This window comes from Paenibacillus sp. MABNR03, assembly GCF_050455445.1.
In the GTDB taxonomy this organism is placed as follows: Bacteria; Bacillota; Bacilli; order Paenibacillales; family Paenibacillaceae; genus Paenibacillus; species Paenibacillus xylanilyticus.
Genome location: NZ_JBCIYR010000002.1, coordinates 1,041,715 through 1,057,024, shown reverse-complemented (window position 1 = coordinate 1,057,024; position 15,310 = coordinate 1,041,715). Strand labels below are relative to the sequence as shown.

Sequence of the window (15,310 nt, the reverse complement as noted above, 5' to 3'; positions counted from 1 at the left end):
ACTTAGAATTGAAGTCGTGTTCTACTGTCTATTCTATAAACTTTTGCGCTCAGGAGCATTTCCTATTTTTAGTTCAATTGATGCATAAATTAGATGAATCAGATAAATGAAGCATAAACTCTGCATATCGGAGATGAATAAGCTCCAAATTTTCCGCGTTAACCCCCTTTAATAAGAATTGTGGTCCATAACCAGCCAAAACAAACCGTCAAGTTAAACATTAACCATTTGAGAACTAATTCAACAAAAAAAGACCGTGAATCCGCAGATTCACAGCCTTTGCCCTGTGTAAAAATCCGAATCGGAGTAGCGGGATTTGAACCCACGACCTCACCCACCCCAAGGGTGCGCGCTACCAGGCTGCGCTATACCCCGATATAATCGCAAATCGAATTCGCGAATTATAAATTGCATCTCTTTTGTATACAACCGGTCATCTGACCTCTAATCGGGCTGTTAGTTCAAACATTATCCAGATTATACCTTACAGCAACTTTGCCTGGCAATATATAACATCATGTCTATTTTCCCAAAATAACTTTAGTACATCTCATCCATATTTTTAAATTGAATCCCGGATTTCAACTACGCCCATGGATCATATGCGATGCAAATGGTGTTAGGGAGAGATGTCGAACCTGCTCCAAAGTAAACCAATCTGCACCCAGTGAATCCTCACCATCCGTTCCTTCCTGATCTCATTAGCCTGACTGTCTGATTTCAAATACACATGATACAAAATACCGATATGATGCATCTCTTCCGGCTTTCCCTGATGGACCCAATGCACCACATTGGATTCCGTAGAGTGAATGATCGCTTGCACATCCGTAAGACCCGTTTCTTCTTCAATCTCGCGGTGAAGAGCAGCTTCGGGTTTTTCTCCAAACTCAAGCCTGCCACCAGGCAAATCCCAATGCCCCTCATATGCACCGCGTGCCTTATGAATCAACAGCACCTTGTGCTGCCATTGGACCAGACCGTATACTCCCAGATGTGTATGTCGATCCATTAATGACTCCTTCTTTCGTCTGTGAAATACCTGACCTGTTCCTCCAGTTTACGTATCCGCTTATTCATCTGATAAAACGATGGAGTGAAGATTAACCCCGTTATAATCACAACCACCCAGATCATACTCAAAAGCTTCAGCTCCCCTTCTCAGATTCACTTGCCTGTAACGACAAACGAATAACCAGCTCATCTCCTTCAATCAGCAAGGCAGTTAATCCAAGTTCAGAACCGGATTGATGATGTTCGCCATCCTTCCAGAACGCAGCGTCTCCAGCACGGATAACCACATGTTCACCTGCCTCTCCTTCAACCCAGCCTTCACCTTCCAGCACCATAAATACTTGCTCACCCACCGCTGGATGCAGCCCTAGATGCCCTCCCGCTGCCAGTTTTAGATGAGACACATGGCATCCTGATGCGTTTTGGAGAATCGGTGTAATATTTGCTCCGCTACTGCCAAAGGCCGCAATGACTCGCGAATTCTCAGCTTCCATGCGATATAATTTCACTTGTCGTTCTCCTTTGTAAGGGTATCCAGGTCCAAGGCCAGACGAATCATATCCACACAACGAATACCGTCTTCCACAATCTCTTCCTCATAGTGTCTCACAAAGAAATCGCGATCGACCCCTACAATACGGAAACCGCAGCGCTGATAGAGCTTCAACTGGTGAAAGCTTGAATTGCCTGTTCCGATCTCGACGGTACGACAGCCCAGCCTGCCTGCAGCTTCGATCGCTTCCTTGATCATGTGCTTGCCAACGCCCTGTCCCTGTAATTCTTCCTGAACGGCAATATTCACAATCTCTGCAGTCTCGGGCCGAGTCTTAAGCAGCACAAACTCGCCTACCATCTCACCTTCATATTCAGCAATAAAACAAACTCCTCGACTTAAATATTCGTCCACCTTGGTTTTGGAGGGATCAGCCATTAACAAAAGATCGTATGGTTTTTCTTCTTCCCAGTCCAATATCCGGAACGTTAGTCTCATGCCAATCTCCACCTTTTCATCGTACAATATTCATTTACGGCTCGTTTGCGGAAGCCTATGTATCGGCAAAATCTCTAAACTTGATGTTTCTCGTCAATCACGCCACTAGATTTATATCGTAATAGCGTAACGTATTAAGTTATCTTCTAATCTGGTTATAATCCACTTGTGGTCAAAACTCTACTGTTCTGCTGCTCCATCCTGATTGGAATAATGGCGCACCATCATGCCGCTGGCTTTGGACATACCCTGTTTCTCATAGAAAGGCTGTGTTTCTGCATCGCACAACAGATCGATCATGTATAGACTTTGGAGCCTATTCAGCATTCTCTCTGTCAACGTTGTCCCGATTCCCTTGCCCTGAAACTCCGGTACCACTTCCAGCAAAGGGATATACGCACTGAGCACCCCGTCCGAAATCGCCTGAATAAAACCTATGACATTTCCGGTCTCATCATCCACTGCCAGTTCAACGGCATAGGATTGTTCCAACACTTTTAGAAAAGTCGCCGGTGATGGGGGATTCGGCCAGCCATCAAAAAAATTTCCGCTTAGCTGTTCAACACCTATTCCGTCCAGCTTCGATCGGTATGACACCTTCATCGTTCATATCTCCCTTTAAAAAGCAAACTTCATTATATCACAATATATGGATACGTATACATAGAAATGGATGATACATTCGTTCAATCCTTATTTGGGATTAAGGCTAAATTACTGCATGTATCCTTCAAGCGGCCTACTATTTCAATACCGCATCGGTATACATCATAAACGTTTCTTTTAGCGTACGGTTCGTCGACTTTTCCCAAATGACACTTCGTTCAAACGTACCCTCCTGAAAAAATCGCGGAAATCGCTCCGCAAACCAATCCTGCATGGGCAGATCAAGTGCCTGTTCAACCGGGATCCATAATAATTCACCTTCAGGCGGATCCTGCAGCAATTCACCCACGAATGAAGTTGCCAAATAATTAAATACCATATAACGCAGTCCCTGCTCCGGGTCACAAAACTCATCCAATCCCTTATATGTAATCTCACTGACCATTAGTCCCGTTTCTTCCTGAACTTCCCGCATGGCTCCGTCCACGATGCTTTCCGGAAAATCCACCTTGCCTCCAGGCGCAATGTATCCCGGAAATCCTTTGCGATCAGGCCTGTTCATCAACAGAACCTTTCCATTCAACTTGTCCCATACCATACACATCGTGAATATTTCAATTCGCTTATTCATTACGTTCCCCCTACTGCTGATCTCACATGGTTGTACATTAACATTTCTGGTCAACCCATGGATTTTCCTGCCTCTTCGTATAGGTAAAAAATAAAAGCAAACAGACCCCGAAGGTTTCTTCGAGGCCTGCTATTAATCGTCCATGTTCAGTCCATACTTGTAATCAATACTCTGCGTTCTTTCCACTCGGCGCGCCGGTATGCCTGAAGCAGACCAAATTTGCGGATACTTCCTTTGGGTACCGATTTGTAAGGCAGACCAACTGTGAATTCCTGCGTAAATGGAAAGTAAGAGAGTCCTACTTTATCACTGGTGAGCCATTCGGCCCGAATCGGTTGTCTCCCACATGCATCAAAGGTACAGCTGAGTCCCTCGGCAAAAAAGTCATAACGTGACGCAGGGGTGCCCGGCTCCTCCATACAGAGAAAGAGGCTTAGCTGATCACAGAAGAGCATAATTTCCAAATCGCTCTGCAGTCTCTTCTTAAGCGGCTCTCCTCCGCCCAACTGCTGCTCCCAATCCGTCTGCAGCTTCTGTTCTTCGTTCAGATAGTCCCTGATATCATCATCATCAATAGGGTTAGCACCAAGGGTTTTCTGGAACAGCTCGGTGTACATCATACTGCACAACAATCCTGCATACAGACTTTTTTGACGGACTTCCTCAATCCCTTTTTGGTAAAATACAAAACGCGGGCGCAGCGGAAAATCGCGGAATGAATACGGCGACTGGCTGTAATCGTTCCAGAACGGTGCAGAATCCAGCTCGATCCAGCCCCGGTCATGTTCTCTTGCAGCAAGGATAAGCTCCTCCCGGTGACGGGAATCGGCGAGCAGTTCATTTTTCCAATGGGAAGCCATCACACCGGCTACTTGTCCATGCTCATGCTGTGCGGTCAAAACAAAATCATGCTCTCTCTCATATACGATCATTTGCTGTCACCCTTCCGCATGGTATACTTCGAATTTAACAACTACTGGTACAAATCTTTCGGATATCACTTCATTTATTCATCTTCATGGGGCAGCGTAACAGAATTGCAAATGTAAAGGTGTTGTCAGTTCCCTGAAATTTGGTACACTAAAGATTGTGTCACTGATTACATTACATACAGAAAGCGGGATCTCATGAATTTATACTCTCCTTACATCGAGTTTAACCGCAAGGAATGGGCTGAACTGAAGGAACATCAGACCACTCTTCCACTGACGGAAGCCGAATTGGAACAGCTAAAGGGATTGAATGAAGAGGTATCCATTCAGGAAGTGGAAGATATTTACTTACCTCTTACCCACTTTATTGACTTATATGCAAGAGTTTCGCGCGAATTGAATCGATTGACCGCTTCTTTTTTGAAAAAGGAACAATATCCCGCTCCCTACATCATTGGTATTGGGGGCAGTGTTGCCGTGGGCAAAAGCACAACTGCCCGTTTGCTCCAAGCCATGCTTGCCAGAGGCAAAAACAAACCCAAGGTTGATCTCGTTACGACCGACGGTTTCCTATATCCCAATGCCATTTTGGAAGAGAAGGGCATCATGAACCGGAAGGGATTCCCCGAAAGTTACGATATCAAATCACTCATTCAGTTCATGGGCGATGTGAAATCGGGTAAACCCGAAGTAAAAGCACCGGTGTATTCCCATCTTGCCTATGATGTCATTCAAGGGGAAGAGCAAACGATCTGCCAACCGGACATACTCATTATTGAAGGCATTAACGTCCTGCAGGTGAAAAAGGAAACTCCGCTGCTGGTCAGCGATTTTTTTGACTTTTCCATCTATATTGATGCGGAAGAGGAGCACATCCGGCATTGGTACATTGAGCGGTTCAAGCTGCTGCGCAGCACAGCGTTTCAAAATGCGAATTCCTTTTTCCATGACCGCTTTGCGAATATCGGTGAAGAGGAAGCAGTACTTACGGCCAGTCAAATCTGGCAGGATATTAACGCCAAAAATTTGCACGAGAACATTTTGCCAACCAAGGGGCGGGCCAGACTAATCTTAAGAAAAGAAGCCGACCACTCTATTCAGCACATTAAACTGCGTAAACTGTAGGTGCTCTCAGCAAGGTATACTGAAGGTCAATCTACCCATCTTCTAAAGGAGACAATAGCCTATGCAAACCTTAGTTGTACTCGGTAGTATCATGATGTTTCTCGCCGTAGCACTCGGAGCATTCGGTGCACACGCGCTCAAGCGCAAATTATCTGCTGACATGATCAAAATCTACGAAACCGGGGTTCAGTATCACATCGCTCACGGTCTCGGATTAATTCTGCTTGGATTGATTGCTGATCGCCTGGAACAGCCTTCCCTCATTATGGTAGCCGGATGGCTGCTGTTCGCAGGCATTCTCCTGTTCTCGGGCAGCCTATATGCGCTAAGCATAACGGGAGTTCGCAAACTTGGTGCCATCACGCCACTTGGCGGAGTCGCATTTCTGGCCGGCTGGATCTTGGTGATGATTGCCGCGTTGTAATGTAATCTTGAATTGTAGACGAAAAAGAGTGTTCTAGCCGATGTAAATGATCGCTGGAGCACTCTTTGTTGTTTAATCGATCCAGATTCTGCGAATGGAGGGTGACTTATGATCTCCTTGCTGCCGTTCCAGCACATATACATCAGGATTCGTGAGCAGCTTCCACTCTTCGTATCCAAAGGACATATCATAATGACGAATGAGCAGAGATAACAAGTTGCCGTGAGTTACTACAGCTGCACAATACTCTGGACGGTTCCATAACTCCTCCAACACTTCCATCCCGCGCGCAGCAGCGTAACGCGATGACTCTCCGCCTTCTTCGATCCAGTCCTCGTCCGTGTATGTACGTTCCAGTACTTCCATCCAGTTCTCCAGATGACGGGTACTAAGCACCCTTTCCTGAAGCCGCTCATCGGTATGTATATGCTGCCCTGCTGCCCTACCGAGCGGCATTGCCGTCTGGAGCGCCCTTTTCCACGGACTGGATACAATATAGGATATGGAATGTACAGCAAGCATTTCGGCCAAATTTTCCGCCTGACGAAGTCCTTCATCTGTAAGCTCTGCATCCGGTTCCTGTCCTGTAGCCTTGGCGTGACGAATGAGGTAAATAGACTGCAGGGTTCTCACCTCCTAGGGATCCATTCACATGTAATTGGTGTCAAGGTACTCCAGTGCACGTCTCATGTTCTCCTGATCTTCCAAACGACCTGATGAGCTGAGAAATGTCACCTGCTCCCTCGGTCTCATTCCAGTTTGCTCCGTCAATCCGAGCAGGTGCTTCAGGCGGTTGACTGTGCCTGTGCTGCCATCAATAATTTGCACGTGATCCGGAAGAACGGTACGTAAAATTGGTGTATAGAACGGATAATGCGTACAGCCAAGAACAACCGTCCCGTATGCATTCAGGTCAAGATCAGCCAGCTTCCGGCGAAAGTACGCTGCACTCTTTTCCGGATCAAAATCCAGCTGCTCACACCATTCCACAAGTTCAGGAAGCGGTATGGAATCCACACTGTGGTGGTCATCCACACGCGATACCAGTTCGTTATATTTGTTCTGACTCAAGGTCAGAGCCGTTGCAAATACAAGCACTCTTCTTCCGCTTTCACGGTTCATCTCTACTGCTGGCTTCACAGCAGGTTCCATCCCAATGACCGGGATATCATACATGGCACGCAAATCCTTCACAGCAAGACTTGTCGCCGTGTTGCACGCAATAACGATCGCTTTTACGTTTTCCCGAACGATTGCTTCAGCGCATTCGAAGATGTGACCTCTTACTTCATCTGCAGATTTGGTTCCATAGGGAACATGTAGTGTATCAGCATAATACAGGAATTGTTCTTGCGGCAGCTGCTGCATAGCCTTATGCAGGACCGTTAAGCCGCCAATGCCCGAGTCAAAAAATGCAATTTTCTTATTCAAGGGTTTCACCTCTATAACGTATTCTTTTGGGTTCCAGGAACCTCTATTTCCTGCTCATGATGACTGGAGGTGAGGTATGTTCATCGAGAATTGTTTTATTCTTCGTTTATTTTATACTGCCTGAGCCAGTCTTTGCCACTATGCCATTCGTTCACGAAATTCCGCTCCCCGAGCAGCTCCGTACTCGCCTGGGCCATAATCCATTCCTTGAGACCGTTCTCCCGACTGGATTCAAGTTCCTGCAGCAGAACGCGCAGTCCTTCCTCACCCGTATTCAAGATTTGTTCGTACGCATCCGGGCTGCCAGCAATATAGTCATTCGGATTACTGCTGGCCATAGTAACAGGTTTACTAACCATCTGCTGCAGGCTGCGTTCAATTGTCCCTGCTATATTTTGTTCTTCCGTCTGAGTGGAGCACGCAGCCATCATGAATACTGTACTCAGAGATACCAAGCCGCGTACCAAACGATTACGAATCACTGTACCACTCCTTTCAACAAAAAGTTTAATAAAACAGGGACTTGCCGTCCATTTCCCAGTATCGTTCCTCCGCAGGCACCCGACCCAGGAAATCCTCATAAGTTCCAATCCAGCCTTCAGGCATGTAATGTTCAAAGGACGCAGGCTCAGGGAACATGGAGCAAAACTGCCTTTTGTCAAAATCCACAAGGAATGACGGTACGAACTTCAACCATTCATCGCCTTCCCTGTGCTGTTCCTTGAATTGATGCAGGTAGTATCTCAGCTCTGTGGCGGTCACTTGCTCGTCCTGAATGGCCTGCAGGAATCGGGCAGCGGTGTCCTCATTCAGCACTTCAATGCCGAACCGTTCCTCCATCTCCACATTCAGAAACCAGTACTCCCGCTCGGTTACATACCAGCACCACGTTCCATGAAATTGGACTCCTGTAATGGTATTCTGCGCATAGACCGGTTCTGTTTTCATGATCAAGCCTCCTGTTCCTGCTCCAGAGCGAGAGCTGTGTCATTGTCCGAAAGTCCAAATGCATTCACCGCATTCGTGATAAATTCAGCAAAGCGATCATCATAATTATACTCTTCCCGATAAATACGGATATGGGCTTCAATGACATATTGCAGATCCTTTTGTACATACGTTCGAATCAACAGAATCCACCCTTTATGATGTAGTCGTGATGCTGAAATCCATGCCGAACTGAATTAACTCCAACTTCGGAATATCAATTGCCAGCTTCACGTCATGACCCATCTGATGAACCAGTTCCAGCGGCAACTGCTCATGGTAATAAGGAAGAGGGCCTGCAGACGACACGCCAATAAACAGGGCCGGAGCATGACCACCTTCCGGTTCGTTAATGCCTGTCAGACGCTGCTGTGTGTTCATCGTATATAGGGTTTGTGCCTGTATTTCCATCAGTTCCGACGGTGCGATGTTTGATATTGGACACATGCTCGGGCTGCACCCCCTCATTAATTTCCATTATACGGGATATTTCATGCAGATACGAATGTAAATTGCGCAATTGCGAATGGAGCATGTACCGATCTTTTTTTATCCACCATTCACGAACAACAACTCATAGCCCCTGCTTCATCGCCAGCTTCCAGGCTTCACCCAGATCCGCAACGGATGGATAGCGATGGGCCCGATCAGGATCAACTGCCCGAACAGCAACCTCATACAACGCTCTTTCAGCATCCCACTTGGCATACGAGCGGTCCTTCTCCCCTCCAAGCAGCGAAAATGCCATCGCCCCCATATTGAATACGTTGGTTATTCCGTCAATAGGTGCGCCAAGCTCAAACTCCTCCGGAGACATAAAGCGGGATGAGCCCCACATGTGTCCCATGGTGTTGGTAAAAGAGCCCTTATTATACAGATCGATATCACATATCTTGATCTTGTTTTGCTCAAAATCATAGATCAGGCTGCCATCGTAAAAATCAACAGCCACATACCCTTTCCGTTCCACCTCCATGTGAAAATCCAGAATCTGCTCCATCGCCTGAATCCGTGCCTTTACAGGAAGCTGTTTGAAACGATAGTACGGTGAACGCGGATCTTCATATTTGGCAGGTGGCGGAAAACTCCAATGCGGATGCAGACCCTCTCCATCCACCCAATCAAATACACAGGCATAACCCTGGTCTGTTGCAAAATGATTCGTTAATCGAATCAGGGTATCATGCGCCAAATTTTCATAGATTGAAACAGATGATTTCAGATTACGAATCGCTTCCGGAGGACTATTTGTACTACTCGCATGAATGGTGCTTGCTCCTGCATATTTTACAAACAGCCTGTGTCCATCCTGTTGCACAATGCCAAAAGACAGATTCCCTGAATCCTGCTGATCAAACACACGAAATACATTACCCAAAGGCCGCAGCCATTCGAAAGAATGAGGCTCTAATAAAACGAACGAAACACCGTCCATTTCGAGCTGAAATTGATCTGTCATATAGACCTCCTGAGGGGATAAACGTACGTCATGTGGGCTTCATCATAACCTTGTCCCTCAACTTCGAGGGCGTGTTTCTCGATCCCATACGTTTCAAATCCATATTTTTCGTATAGACGTTTGGCTGATTCATTTGTTGTAACCACGCTCAGATTAATTTGCCTGATGCCCTCCAGTTCACTTCCACGATCCAACACTTCACGGAGCAACCGGGAAGCAAGCCCATTCCCCCGAAATTGCGGAGCGAGATACACTCCCCAGATGAACCCTTTGTGTCTGAGTTTAAGACCATATTCTCTTTTGAACCCCATCGTTCCAACGAGCATTCCTTCTTCTGTAAACGCTCCAAGGATGTAATCATCGGGTTCGTTATGTATGCGATCCTGCACTTCATTCATGGGAAGCGGAACGGACGCCTCGTACGATGATCCAAAGGCCTCCGGATGATTTTTCAGAGCCTCCAGGCGCAAAGGCCAGTACTTGTCCGCCTCATCCCGCCGAATATTGCGAATAGTAAACATGTCCTGTTTCCGCTCTTCACTCATTGCTCCACCACTCCCTGCATGACATATGGATAATCGATCTGAAGCTTCACATTCTCTGCCGCTTCCTGCCCGGCAAGCAATCCGAGCACATAAATTCCAAGATCAATCGACGTGGCTACGCCTCCGGCTGTGATTACATTCCCGTCTTTTACAATCCGGGTCTGAACAACTTCCGCGACGTAAGGCTGAAGCAGATCATACACATTGGGATGTGTCGTTGCTTTTTTACCAGTAAGAAAACCCGCTGCACCCAGCAGCAATGAGCCTGTGCACACCGACACCTTCAACGGCACCTTCTCCGCCTGTCGTAACCATCCCACGAAAGCCTCATCAAACCGAAGCTTGCGCGTACCCATGCCACCAGGCACAAACACAAGATCGTACTCCCCCAAGTCCGGTTTCACTCGGTCCACCTTGAGCGTTAATCCGGATTCATCCGTGACCTGATCTGTCATCGCACAGGTTTCCCATGTGCTGCCCTTGGTTGGTTCAAAGAAATTCAGCCGATTGATCACATCATAAAATCCTGCAAAATCAAGAAAAGTCAGGCCATCAAACAAAACAAAAGCCATTTTCATCGAAAAGACCTCCCGTATTTTTATTTCAACGCGTCACGTTCCATTGCTTCCTTGACCCAGTTACGTTCAGGCAGCTTACTATTGATTCGAAAAAGCAGTCCCACAACAGCTACAAGCAATACGATAACGATCATTTCGAACATGACCAAGTACCTCCTGCGTTGAATTCCTGACTGCCCTATTTCAGACCACGGGCGATTATCCACTCCAGCCACTTCCAGGGAAGCAGCGTTTTGCCAATGATGAGCAGACGTGAACCTTTACCCAGAGCATAGCGAAGCCGTGGTGAACGCATCCGGGCAATTCGGACAATCAAGTCGGCCACCTCCTGCGGATCGGGCGCAGTCTGACCCGCATGCCTGGAATACCGGAGAACCGCATCCAGTTTATCTTTATACGGAGAGTCATCACTTCGGTGAATTTCACCCAGTCCTTTGTCCCAAATGGGGGTGCGATAAGCTCCCGGCTCAACCAAAACAACCCGTATCCCAAACGACGTCATTTCATGGCGAAGGCTTTCCGTGAAACCTTCCACGGCAAATTTGGAAGCCGCGTAAGGCGCATGGCCCGGAAAACCGGATAACCCGCTAACGCTGGAGAGATTGATGATGAGTCCCTGCTGCTGTTTACGCATGACAGGAATAACGGCACGTGTCATCCCAATGAGACCGAAGAGATTTGTCTCCATTTGCCGCCGCCAATCATCCATCGATACTTCCTCAATAAAACCACCAACCGCAAACCCTGCATTGTTGACCAGCATGTCGATCCGGCCATATATCTGAAGAACAGTCGCGACAGCCGCTTGTATTGAATCCGAATCCGTCACATCCAGACGCATATAGTGCAATCGATCCGCAACACCTGCTTGTTCCGCCAGGTTAACCAACTCTCCGTTCCGGCTCAAATCTCGCATGGTTGCGGCAACCCGGTATCCCTGCTTCGCAAGTGAAATGGCAGTAAGCATGCCGAACCCACTCGAAGTACCCGTAATTAATGTTACGGGTGCAGTCTCCACCTTAGTCTTCTGTACCAGCTCCCTCTCCACCTTCCTCTGCTGAATGTATTCATCTCACCTTGAGCATACCGGCTCCACCATATTGTCCATATCTGAGAATTGCAATCCTCCATCGACAAGCGCAGCTTCTGCAGCCCTTGCGCCTATGAACGAAGACGTCTCTTCGCCAGAAGCATAATGACGCACACCTACCAGTAGCTTTGGTGACCCAGCCAGAGGGCACATTCAAGCGGAGATCCACTCCTCGTCTGACACTTTCCGCTCAGTCAGATATTTGCCGGTTCCAACAATTCTCACTCTTCTCAGTTGCATTTCCCCAACCTTTTTCTGTTCCATCGGACTGAATTAAATGACTCATACACTGCACCTGAGATGGCGAAACGTCAGCGAAAATTCTTTGGAACATACAGCAGAAGGGCAGATGCATCTGCCCTTCTGGATGAACCTTTTTATTCAACTGTTGTTTAGTGATCTGTCTATTTCAAAATCTCATGTAGTGCGGTGTCGAGCGTATCGTAGATAAACGTAAAACCTTCCTGCTCAAGCCTCTCGGGAATGACCCATCGGCTTTTGAGCACCAGCTCCGTTTCCGTCCGAATCAATCGAGCTCCCAGTTCCAGCATCCAGCGAGGGGATGGCAGTCCGATACCAACACCCATCTGTCGTCTCAGACCCTCCATCAGTTGACGATTCGTAACGGGATGCGGAGACGAAGCATTAAATATTCCCTCAAGGTCTGGATGCTGTTGAAAATAGAGTACCATGCGAAACAGATCTTCGATATGAATCCAGCTAAATTGCTGTGATCCGGACCCCTGTGATCCTCCCAAGCCAAAACGAACCAGATTCGTAAGCGGCTCCATGACACCGCCCTTGCCGAGCACAATCGCAATTCGCAGGGCAATCTGACGGGTAGACGGCAGCGGACTGAATTCGAAGAAAGCCTGTTCCCACGCCTTGGCAACGTCGACCGAGAAACCGGAGCCGATCTCTCCCTCTTTTTCCGTCATGGGGCGGTCTTCTGCATGTCTGTATATCGTGGCTGTGCTCGAATTAATCCATAGCTCAGGCGGATGGTCACAAGCAAGGACAGATTCGCCAAGAATACGGGTTGTCCGGGTTCTGGATTCCAGAATAATCCTGCGATTCTCGTCCGTGTAACGGCAGTTTACGGATTTACCCGCAAGGTTAATCAACATTTCTGCACCTTCAAGCGCTTGTCTGATTCCCTCTCGATCCTCCCAGGCAATATGACCTGACTGACGTGAGATAATGAGTACTTCATATCCAAGGTTCTTGAATCTTTGCGCAAAATCCTGACCAACAAATCCCGTACCTCCAGCCAAAACAACCCTCTTCACGGTATCCCCTCATTTCCATAAGCGATAAGACAAACCCTTATATATGGATAAACACGGTTTCTACACGTTTCGTTCGATATTATCTGACACCCATGGCTGCATATAAGCGATCTCGCTCCTGAATAGCCCAAGCATTCGAGGAGTTCTGCTCTAGTTGATATCGCAGTTCATCATAGAAGTCATGAATCATAAACCCCTCAGGGAGTGCTCCAAGCATGGTCGTGAAATCATACTCCGGCAGGGCTCTGCGTCCTTCACCAACCTGCTTCAGCCAATCCATCCATGAGGCAAGATCAAGCACTCCTTCCTGCCACAGTTCTGCTTGTAATCCCAGAGTATCCTGAAGCTGCTCATACGCAGAGGGATTGGACAATTGTCGGCAAGCCTTAACAGCCAGTTCATACAGCTCGATGACAGCCGGCCGTATTTCATGCTTAAGCTCCATTTCCAAACCTTCGGTAAAATCCTCAACCTGAATGCTTAGTCCGTCATCATATAGTAACGGTGCGTGTGCGAGCAGGCGTACAATCTCTTCCAAATCGTTCGTTGAAATCTTCTTTTGCTCATAGAGAGCGGGTAATGGATATGCTGTAATCATCGTTCACTCCTACATCATTCTTCTATTCGTAACCTATATTATATCATGATTTGGCTGGTTACCCTTGAATTCACTTGAAGAACGACAAAAAGCAGTTAAGCCTGAATACATTCTGCTCAACTGCTTTTTGCATGTTCTGTAATGCAGGAACCTTGTAAAACGTTTAATAGAGAATAGAAAAAATGAACTCTACATAAAAGCCTTGACCACCGCAAAATATTCACGGATCATATTGATCGGTTTCAGGTAACCCGGTGACGGAGCGGATATGCCATATTCGGCAGCGTATCCATTCTTGGCAGCCAGATACTTCGACCGGAACATATGGTAGTCACTGGTGACAATCATAATCTCAGGATGCTCCAGCCCTGATTTGTCTATTATCTTTTTGGAAAAAGCCATATTCTCCTGTGTACTGGTTGATTGGTCTTCCATGATGACCTGGGATGGCTTGATGCCTTGATCCACAAGATAGTTTTTCATCGCGAGAGCTTCAGGAATCGACTCCCCCGGTCCCTGCCCTCCGGACACAATCACTGGCGTTTGCGGATGGTTACGGATGTAATCCAGGCTCGCATCCAGCCTCTGCTTTAAGGTCAACGACAGCTCTGTACCTTTGATGCCTGATCCCAGAATGATGACATAATCTGCTTCTTCCGGATCATTCGCATTCAACTGTGTAAATACCAATGCTTCGATGATGACAAAGGAAACGGCCGCTATCCCGAATCCCGTTAACAAAATGCGCTTAAGTACCACATGTTTCTGATAATCAATCCGTCGAAGCACGATAAAGGCCACCGTGAGCAAGCCAAAAAATATCACCGCGAACCTCTGGCCCCAGAATATCAGAAAAATGATAAAACAGACGAGCAGAGCAAGATCAATAATCAGGCCTTTTTCTCGTAGGAACTTTTTCATAAATCCAGCAACACTCCTTCTTGTACCTGCACCGCATTTCACTAAACCTGATCTCAGGCTGTTTTATACCAAATAAACAACATAAGAAAACTCATGCTTTAAGATGGTAAGCTTCGGCCATTGGTCCTGCCAACGTTTCTGCTCTACACGCTGGTTGTACCCCTTCGCATCCGTGTACAACGGACTTCGGCGAACGGTTAACGCGTACAGATCATCCAACCCATACGGGGCACAGATGCCAATTTGGTCCTTCTCATCCAGCTGCACGCCTATTGCTGTTACAATCTCGGGCCAGTACCGAAGGGCGTCTTCTGTGGATTGATAGGGTCCTGTGCCATTGCGCAGATGCATTCTGGCCTGATTTTTTACAGACCACTTGGGATTACCCGTTTCGTCTCGCAGCTGATTTTCCAGCCGCACATCCCGCACCTCATCCATGTCTTCGGCATCAAAGTAAACGACATCAATATCACTATGCAGCTCGCGCTGGGCATATCCATGAAGAACGTCCCATATATAATTGCGAATATACCCTGCACCTATATAACACTGAGGCAGTGCAAGGCTCCGGACTTGCCGCAAGTCATGCATCAACCGCTCATGTGCTCTTATTGACTGGATTAATTTCGCCTCGTGTAGCACTTGAACCCTCTCCTTACTGCATGCTCTCTTCAGCCGACTCTACTTAC

The 15,310-nt window shown here is 47.3% G+C and carries 23 protein-coding genes and 1 tRNA gene; 2 read left to right on the top strand and 22 right to left on the bottom strand.

Translation table 11 applies throughout. The features are described from left to right. Positions 1-301 precede the first annotated feature (301 nt). From AAIH57_RS13640 to AAIH57_RS13610, 7 genes are all read right to left on the bottom strand, one after another. Positions 302-375: transfer RNA gene (locus AAIH57_RS13640), tRNA-Pro, on the bottom strand. Between the two features lie 244 nt (positions 376-619). Continuing rightward, positions 620-1,012, bottom strand: a complete 393-nt coding sequence (locus tag AAIH57_RS13635) for an NUDIX domain-containing protein (RefSeq protein ID WP_430021984.1) — start codon at positions 1,010-1,012, stop codon at positions 620-622. A 136-nt stretch (positions 1,013-1,148) separates the two neighbouring features. Then, a complete protein-coding gene (locus tag AAIH57_RS13630; RefSeq protein ID WP_430021983.1) occupies positions 1,149-1,523 on the bottom strand; it encodes a cupin domain-containing protein in 375 nt (124 codons plus the stop codon). Beyond that, on the bottom strand, positions 1,520-2,005 hold the full coding sequence (locus tag AAIH57_RS13625; RefSeq protein WP_175399476.1) for a GNAT family N-acetyltransferase: 486 nt from the start codon (positions 2,003-2,005) through the stop codon (positions 1,520-1,522). Before AAIH57_RS13625 ends, AAIH57_RS13630 begins: the two co-directional genes overlap by 4 nt. Positions 2,006-2,185: 180 nt before the next feature. After that, positions 2,186-2,608, bottom strand: coding sequence for a GNAT family N-acetyltransferase (locus AAIH57_RS13620; RefSeq protein ID WP_430021982.1), 423 nt, complete (start codon positions 2,606-2,608; stop codon positions 2,186-2,188). A 139-nt stretch (positions 2,609-2,747) separates the two neighbouring features. Beyond that, entirely contained in the window at positions 2,748-3,242 is a 495-nt protein-coding gene (locus AAIH57_RS13615; protein ID WP_430021981.1) for an 8-oxo-dGTP diphosphatase, read from the bottom strand. A gap of 146 nt (positions 3,243-3,388) precedes the next feature. Then, the gene (locus AAIH57_RS13610; protein ID WP_430021980.1) at positions 3,389-4,174 is read right to left on the bottom strand and encodes a DUF3891 family protein; all 786 of its coding nucleotides are present in this window, start codon (positions 4,172-4,174) and stop codon (positions 3,389-3,391) included. A 195-nt stretch (positions 4,175-4,369) separates the two neighbouring features. Between AAIH57_RS13610 and coaA the strand changes: the two genes are divergently transcribed. Both coaA and AAIH57_RS13600 read left to right on the top strand, forming a co-directional pair. After that, positions 4,370-5,299 carry a type I pantothenate kinase gene (gene coaA, locus AAIH57_RS13605; RefSeq protein WP_413034347.1) on the top strand — a complete coding sequence of 310 codons (930 nt, stop codon included), beginning with the start codon at positions 4,370-4,372 and terminating at the stop codon, positions 5,297-5,299. Positions 5,300-5,360: 61 nt separating this feature from the next. Next, on the top strand, positions 5,361-5,723 hold the full coding sequence (locus tag AAIH57_RS13600) for a DUF423 domain-containing protein (protein WP_430021979.1): 363 nt from the start codon (positions 5,361-5,363) through the stop codon (positions 5,721-5,723). 72 nt (positions 5,724-5,795) lie between these two features. Here the strand turns inward: AAIH57_RS13600 and AAIH57_RS13595 are convergent, their stop codons facing one another. The 15 genes from AAIH57_RS13595 to AAIH57_RS13525 form a co-directional block, all read right to left on the bottom strand. Further along, positions 5,796-6,356 carry a histidine phosphatase family protein gene (locus tag AAIH57_RS13595; protein WP_413034349.1) on the bottom strand — a complete coding sequence of 187 codons (561 nt, stop codon included), beginning with the start codon at positions 6,354-6,356 and terminating at the stop codon, positions 5,796-5,798. 15 nt (positions 6,357-6,371) lie between these two features. Then, positions 6,372-7,154 (bottom strand): glutamate racemase, encoded by a 783-nt coding sequence (gene murI, locus AAIH57_RS13590; RefSeq protein ID WP_430021978.1) that lies wholly within the window; start codon positions 7,152-7,154, stop codon positions 6,372-6,374. 95 nt (positions 7,155-7,249) lie between these two features. After that, entirely contained in the window at positions 7,250-7,636 is a 387-nt protein-coding gene (locus AAIH57_RS13585) for a hypothetical protein (RefSeq protein WP_430021977.1), read from the bottom strand. 25 nt (positions 7,637-7,661) lie between these two features. Then, on the bottom strand, positions 7,662-8,102 hold the full coding sequence (locus tag AAIH57_RS13580; RefSeq protein WP_430021976.1) for a hypothetical protein: 441 nt from the start codon (positions 8,100-8,102) through the stop codon (positions 7,662-7,664). Between the two features lie 2 nt (positions 8,103-8,104). Further along, positions 8,105-8,284 carry a hypothetical protein gene (locus AAIH57_RS13575; RefSeq protein WP_430021975.1) on the bottom strand — a complete coding sequence of 60 codons (180 nt, stop codon included), beginning with the start codon at positions 8,282-8,284 and terminating at the stop codon, positions 8,105-8,107. A 13-nt stretch (positions 8,285-8,297) separates the two neighbouring features. Further along, positions 8,298-8,588, bottom strand: a complete 291-nt coding sequence (locus tag AAIH57_RS13570) for a hypothetical protein (RefSeq protein WP_430021974.1) — start codon at positions 8,586-8,588, stop codon at positions 8,298-8,300. A gap of 127 nt (positions 8,589-8,715) precedes the next feature. Next, entirely contained in the window at positions 8,716-9,600 is an 885-nt protein-coding gene (locus AAIH57_RS13565; RefSeq protein ID WP_430021973.1) for a serine/threonine protein kinase, read from the bottom strand. Beyond that, the gene (locus AAIH57_RS13560) at positions 9,597-10,145 is read right to left on the bottom strand and encodes a GNAT family N-acetyltransferase (RefSeq protein ID WP_430021972.1); all 549 of its coding nucleotides are present in this window, start codon (positions 10,143-10,145) and stop codon (positions 9,597-9,599) included. Before AAIH57_RS13560 ends, AAIH57_RS13565 begins: the two co-directional genes overlap by 4 nt. Beyond that, on the bottom strand, positions 10,142-10,723 hold the full coding sequence (locus tag AAIH57_RS13555; protein ID WP_175399464.1) for a DJ-1/PfpI family protein: 582 nt from the start codon (positions 10,721-10,723) through the stop codon (positions 10,142-10,144). The genes AAIH57_RS13560 and AAIH57_RS13555 overlap by 4 nt, the downstream gene beginning before the upstream one ends. Positions 10,724-10,743: 20 nt before the next feature. After that, on the bottom strand, positions 10,744-10,866 hold the full coding sequence (locus tag AAIH57_RS13550; RefSeq protein ID WP_430021971.1) for a hypothetical protein: 123 nt from the start codon (positions 10,864-10,866) through the stop codon (positions 10,744-10,746). 35 nt (positions 10,867-10,901) lie between these two features. After that, the gene (locus tag AAIH57_RS13545; RefSeq protein ID WP_430021970.1) at positions 10,902-11,771 is read right to left on the bottom strand and encodes an SDR family oxidoreductase; all 870 of its coding nucleotides are present in this window, start codon (positions 11,769-11,771) and stop codon (positions 10,902-10,904) included. A gap of 446 nt (positions 11,772-12,217) precedes the next feature. Further along, positions 12,218-13,102, bottom strand: coding sequence for a TIGR01777 family oxidoreductase (locus tag AAIH57_RS13540; protein WP_430021969.1), 885 nt, complete (start codon positions 13,100-13,102; stop codon positions 12,218-12,220). Positions 13,103-13,181: 79 nt separating this feature from the next. Next, positions 13,182-13,700, bottom strand: a complete 519-nt coding sequence (locus AAIH57_RS13535) for a hypothetical protein (RefSeq protein WP_430021968.1) — start codon at positions 13,698-13,700, stop codon at positions 13,182-13,184. 189 nt (positions 13,701-13,889) lie between these two features. Continuing rightward, complete coding sequence (locus AAIH57_RS13530; RefSeq protein ID WP_430021967.1) at positions 13,890-14,621, bottom strand: YdcF family protein; 732 nt, start codon at positions 14,619-14,621, stop codon at positions 13,890-13,892. A 63-nt stretch (positions 14,622-14,684) separates the two neighbouring features. Next, a complete protein-coding gene (locus AAIH57_RS13525; protein WP_430021966.1) occupies positions 14,685-15,263 on the bottom strand; it encodes a nucleotidyltransferase family protein in 579 nt (192 codons plus the stop codon). Positions 15,264-15,310 lie beyond the last annotated feature (47 nt).

What these genes read in the sequence shown, in the direction of transcription:
- coaA (WP_413034347.1), top strand. Translation starts at nt 4,370, where the DNA reads ATGAATTTATACTCTCCTTACATCGAGTTTAACCGCAAGGAATGGGCT.
- AAIH57_RS13565 (WP_430021973.1), bottom strand. Translation starts at nt 9,600, where the DNA reads ATGACAGATCAATTTCAGCTCGAAATGGACGGTGTTTCGTTCGTTTTA.
- AAIH57_RS13610 (WP_430021980.1), bottom strand. Translation starts at nt 4,174, where the DNA reads ATGATCGTATATGAGAGAGAGCATGATTTTGTTTTGACCGCACAGCAT.
- AAIH57_RS13625 (WP_175399476.1), bottom strand. Translation starts at nt 2,005, where the DNA reads ATGAGACTAACGTTCCGGATATTGGACTGGGAAGAAGAAAAACCATAC.
- AAIH57_RS13555 (WP_175399464.1), bottom strand. Translation starts at nt 10,723, where the DNA reads ATGAAAATGGCTTTTGTTTTGTTTGATGGCCTGACTTTTCTTGATTTT.
- AAIH57_RS13535 (WP_430021968.1), bottom strand. Translation starts at nt 13,700, where the DNA reads ATGATTACAGCATATCCATTACCCGCTCTCTATGAGCAAAAGAAGATT.
- AAIH57_RS13615 (WP_430021981.1), bottom strand. Translation starts at nt 3,242, where the DNA reads ATGAATAAGCGAATTGAAATATTCACGATGTGTATGGTATGGGACAAG.
- AAIH57_RS13560 (WP_430021972.1), bottom strand. Translation starts at nt 10,145, where the DNA reads ATGAGTGAAGAGCGGAAACAGGACATGTTTACTATTCGCAATATTCGG.
- AAIH57_RS13600 (WP_430021979.1), top strand. Translation starts at nt 5,361, where the DNA reads ATGCAAACCTTAGTTGTACTCGGTAGTATCATGATGTTTCTCGCCGTA.
- AAIH57_RS13635 (WP_430021984.1), bottom strand. Translation starts at nt 1,012, where the DNA reads ATGGATCGACATACACATCTGGGAGTATACGGTCTGGTCCAATGGCAG.
- AAIH57_RS13550 (WP_430021971.1), bottom strand. Translation starts at nt 10,866, where the DNA reads ATGTTCGAAATGATCGTTATCGTATTGCTTGTAGCTGTTGTGGGACTG.
- AAIH57_RS13570 (WP_430021974.1), bottom strand. Translation starts at nt 8,588, where the DNA reads ATGTGTCCAATATCAAACATCGCACCGTCGGAACTGATGGAAATACAG.
- AAIH57_RS13580 (WP_430021976.1), bottom strand. Translation starts at nt 8,102, where the DNA reads ATGAAAACAGAACCGGTCTATGCGCAGAATACCATTACAGGAGTCCAA.
- AAIH57_RS13620 (WP_430021982.1), bottom strand. Translation starts at nt 2,608, where the DNA reads ATGAAGGTGTCATACCGATCGAAGCTGGACGGAATAGGTGTTGAACAG.
- AAIH57_RS13530 (WP_430021967.1), bottom strand. Translation starts at nt 14,621, where the DNA reads ATGAAAAAGTTCCTACGAGAAAAAGGCCTGATTATTGATCTTGCTCTG.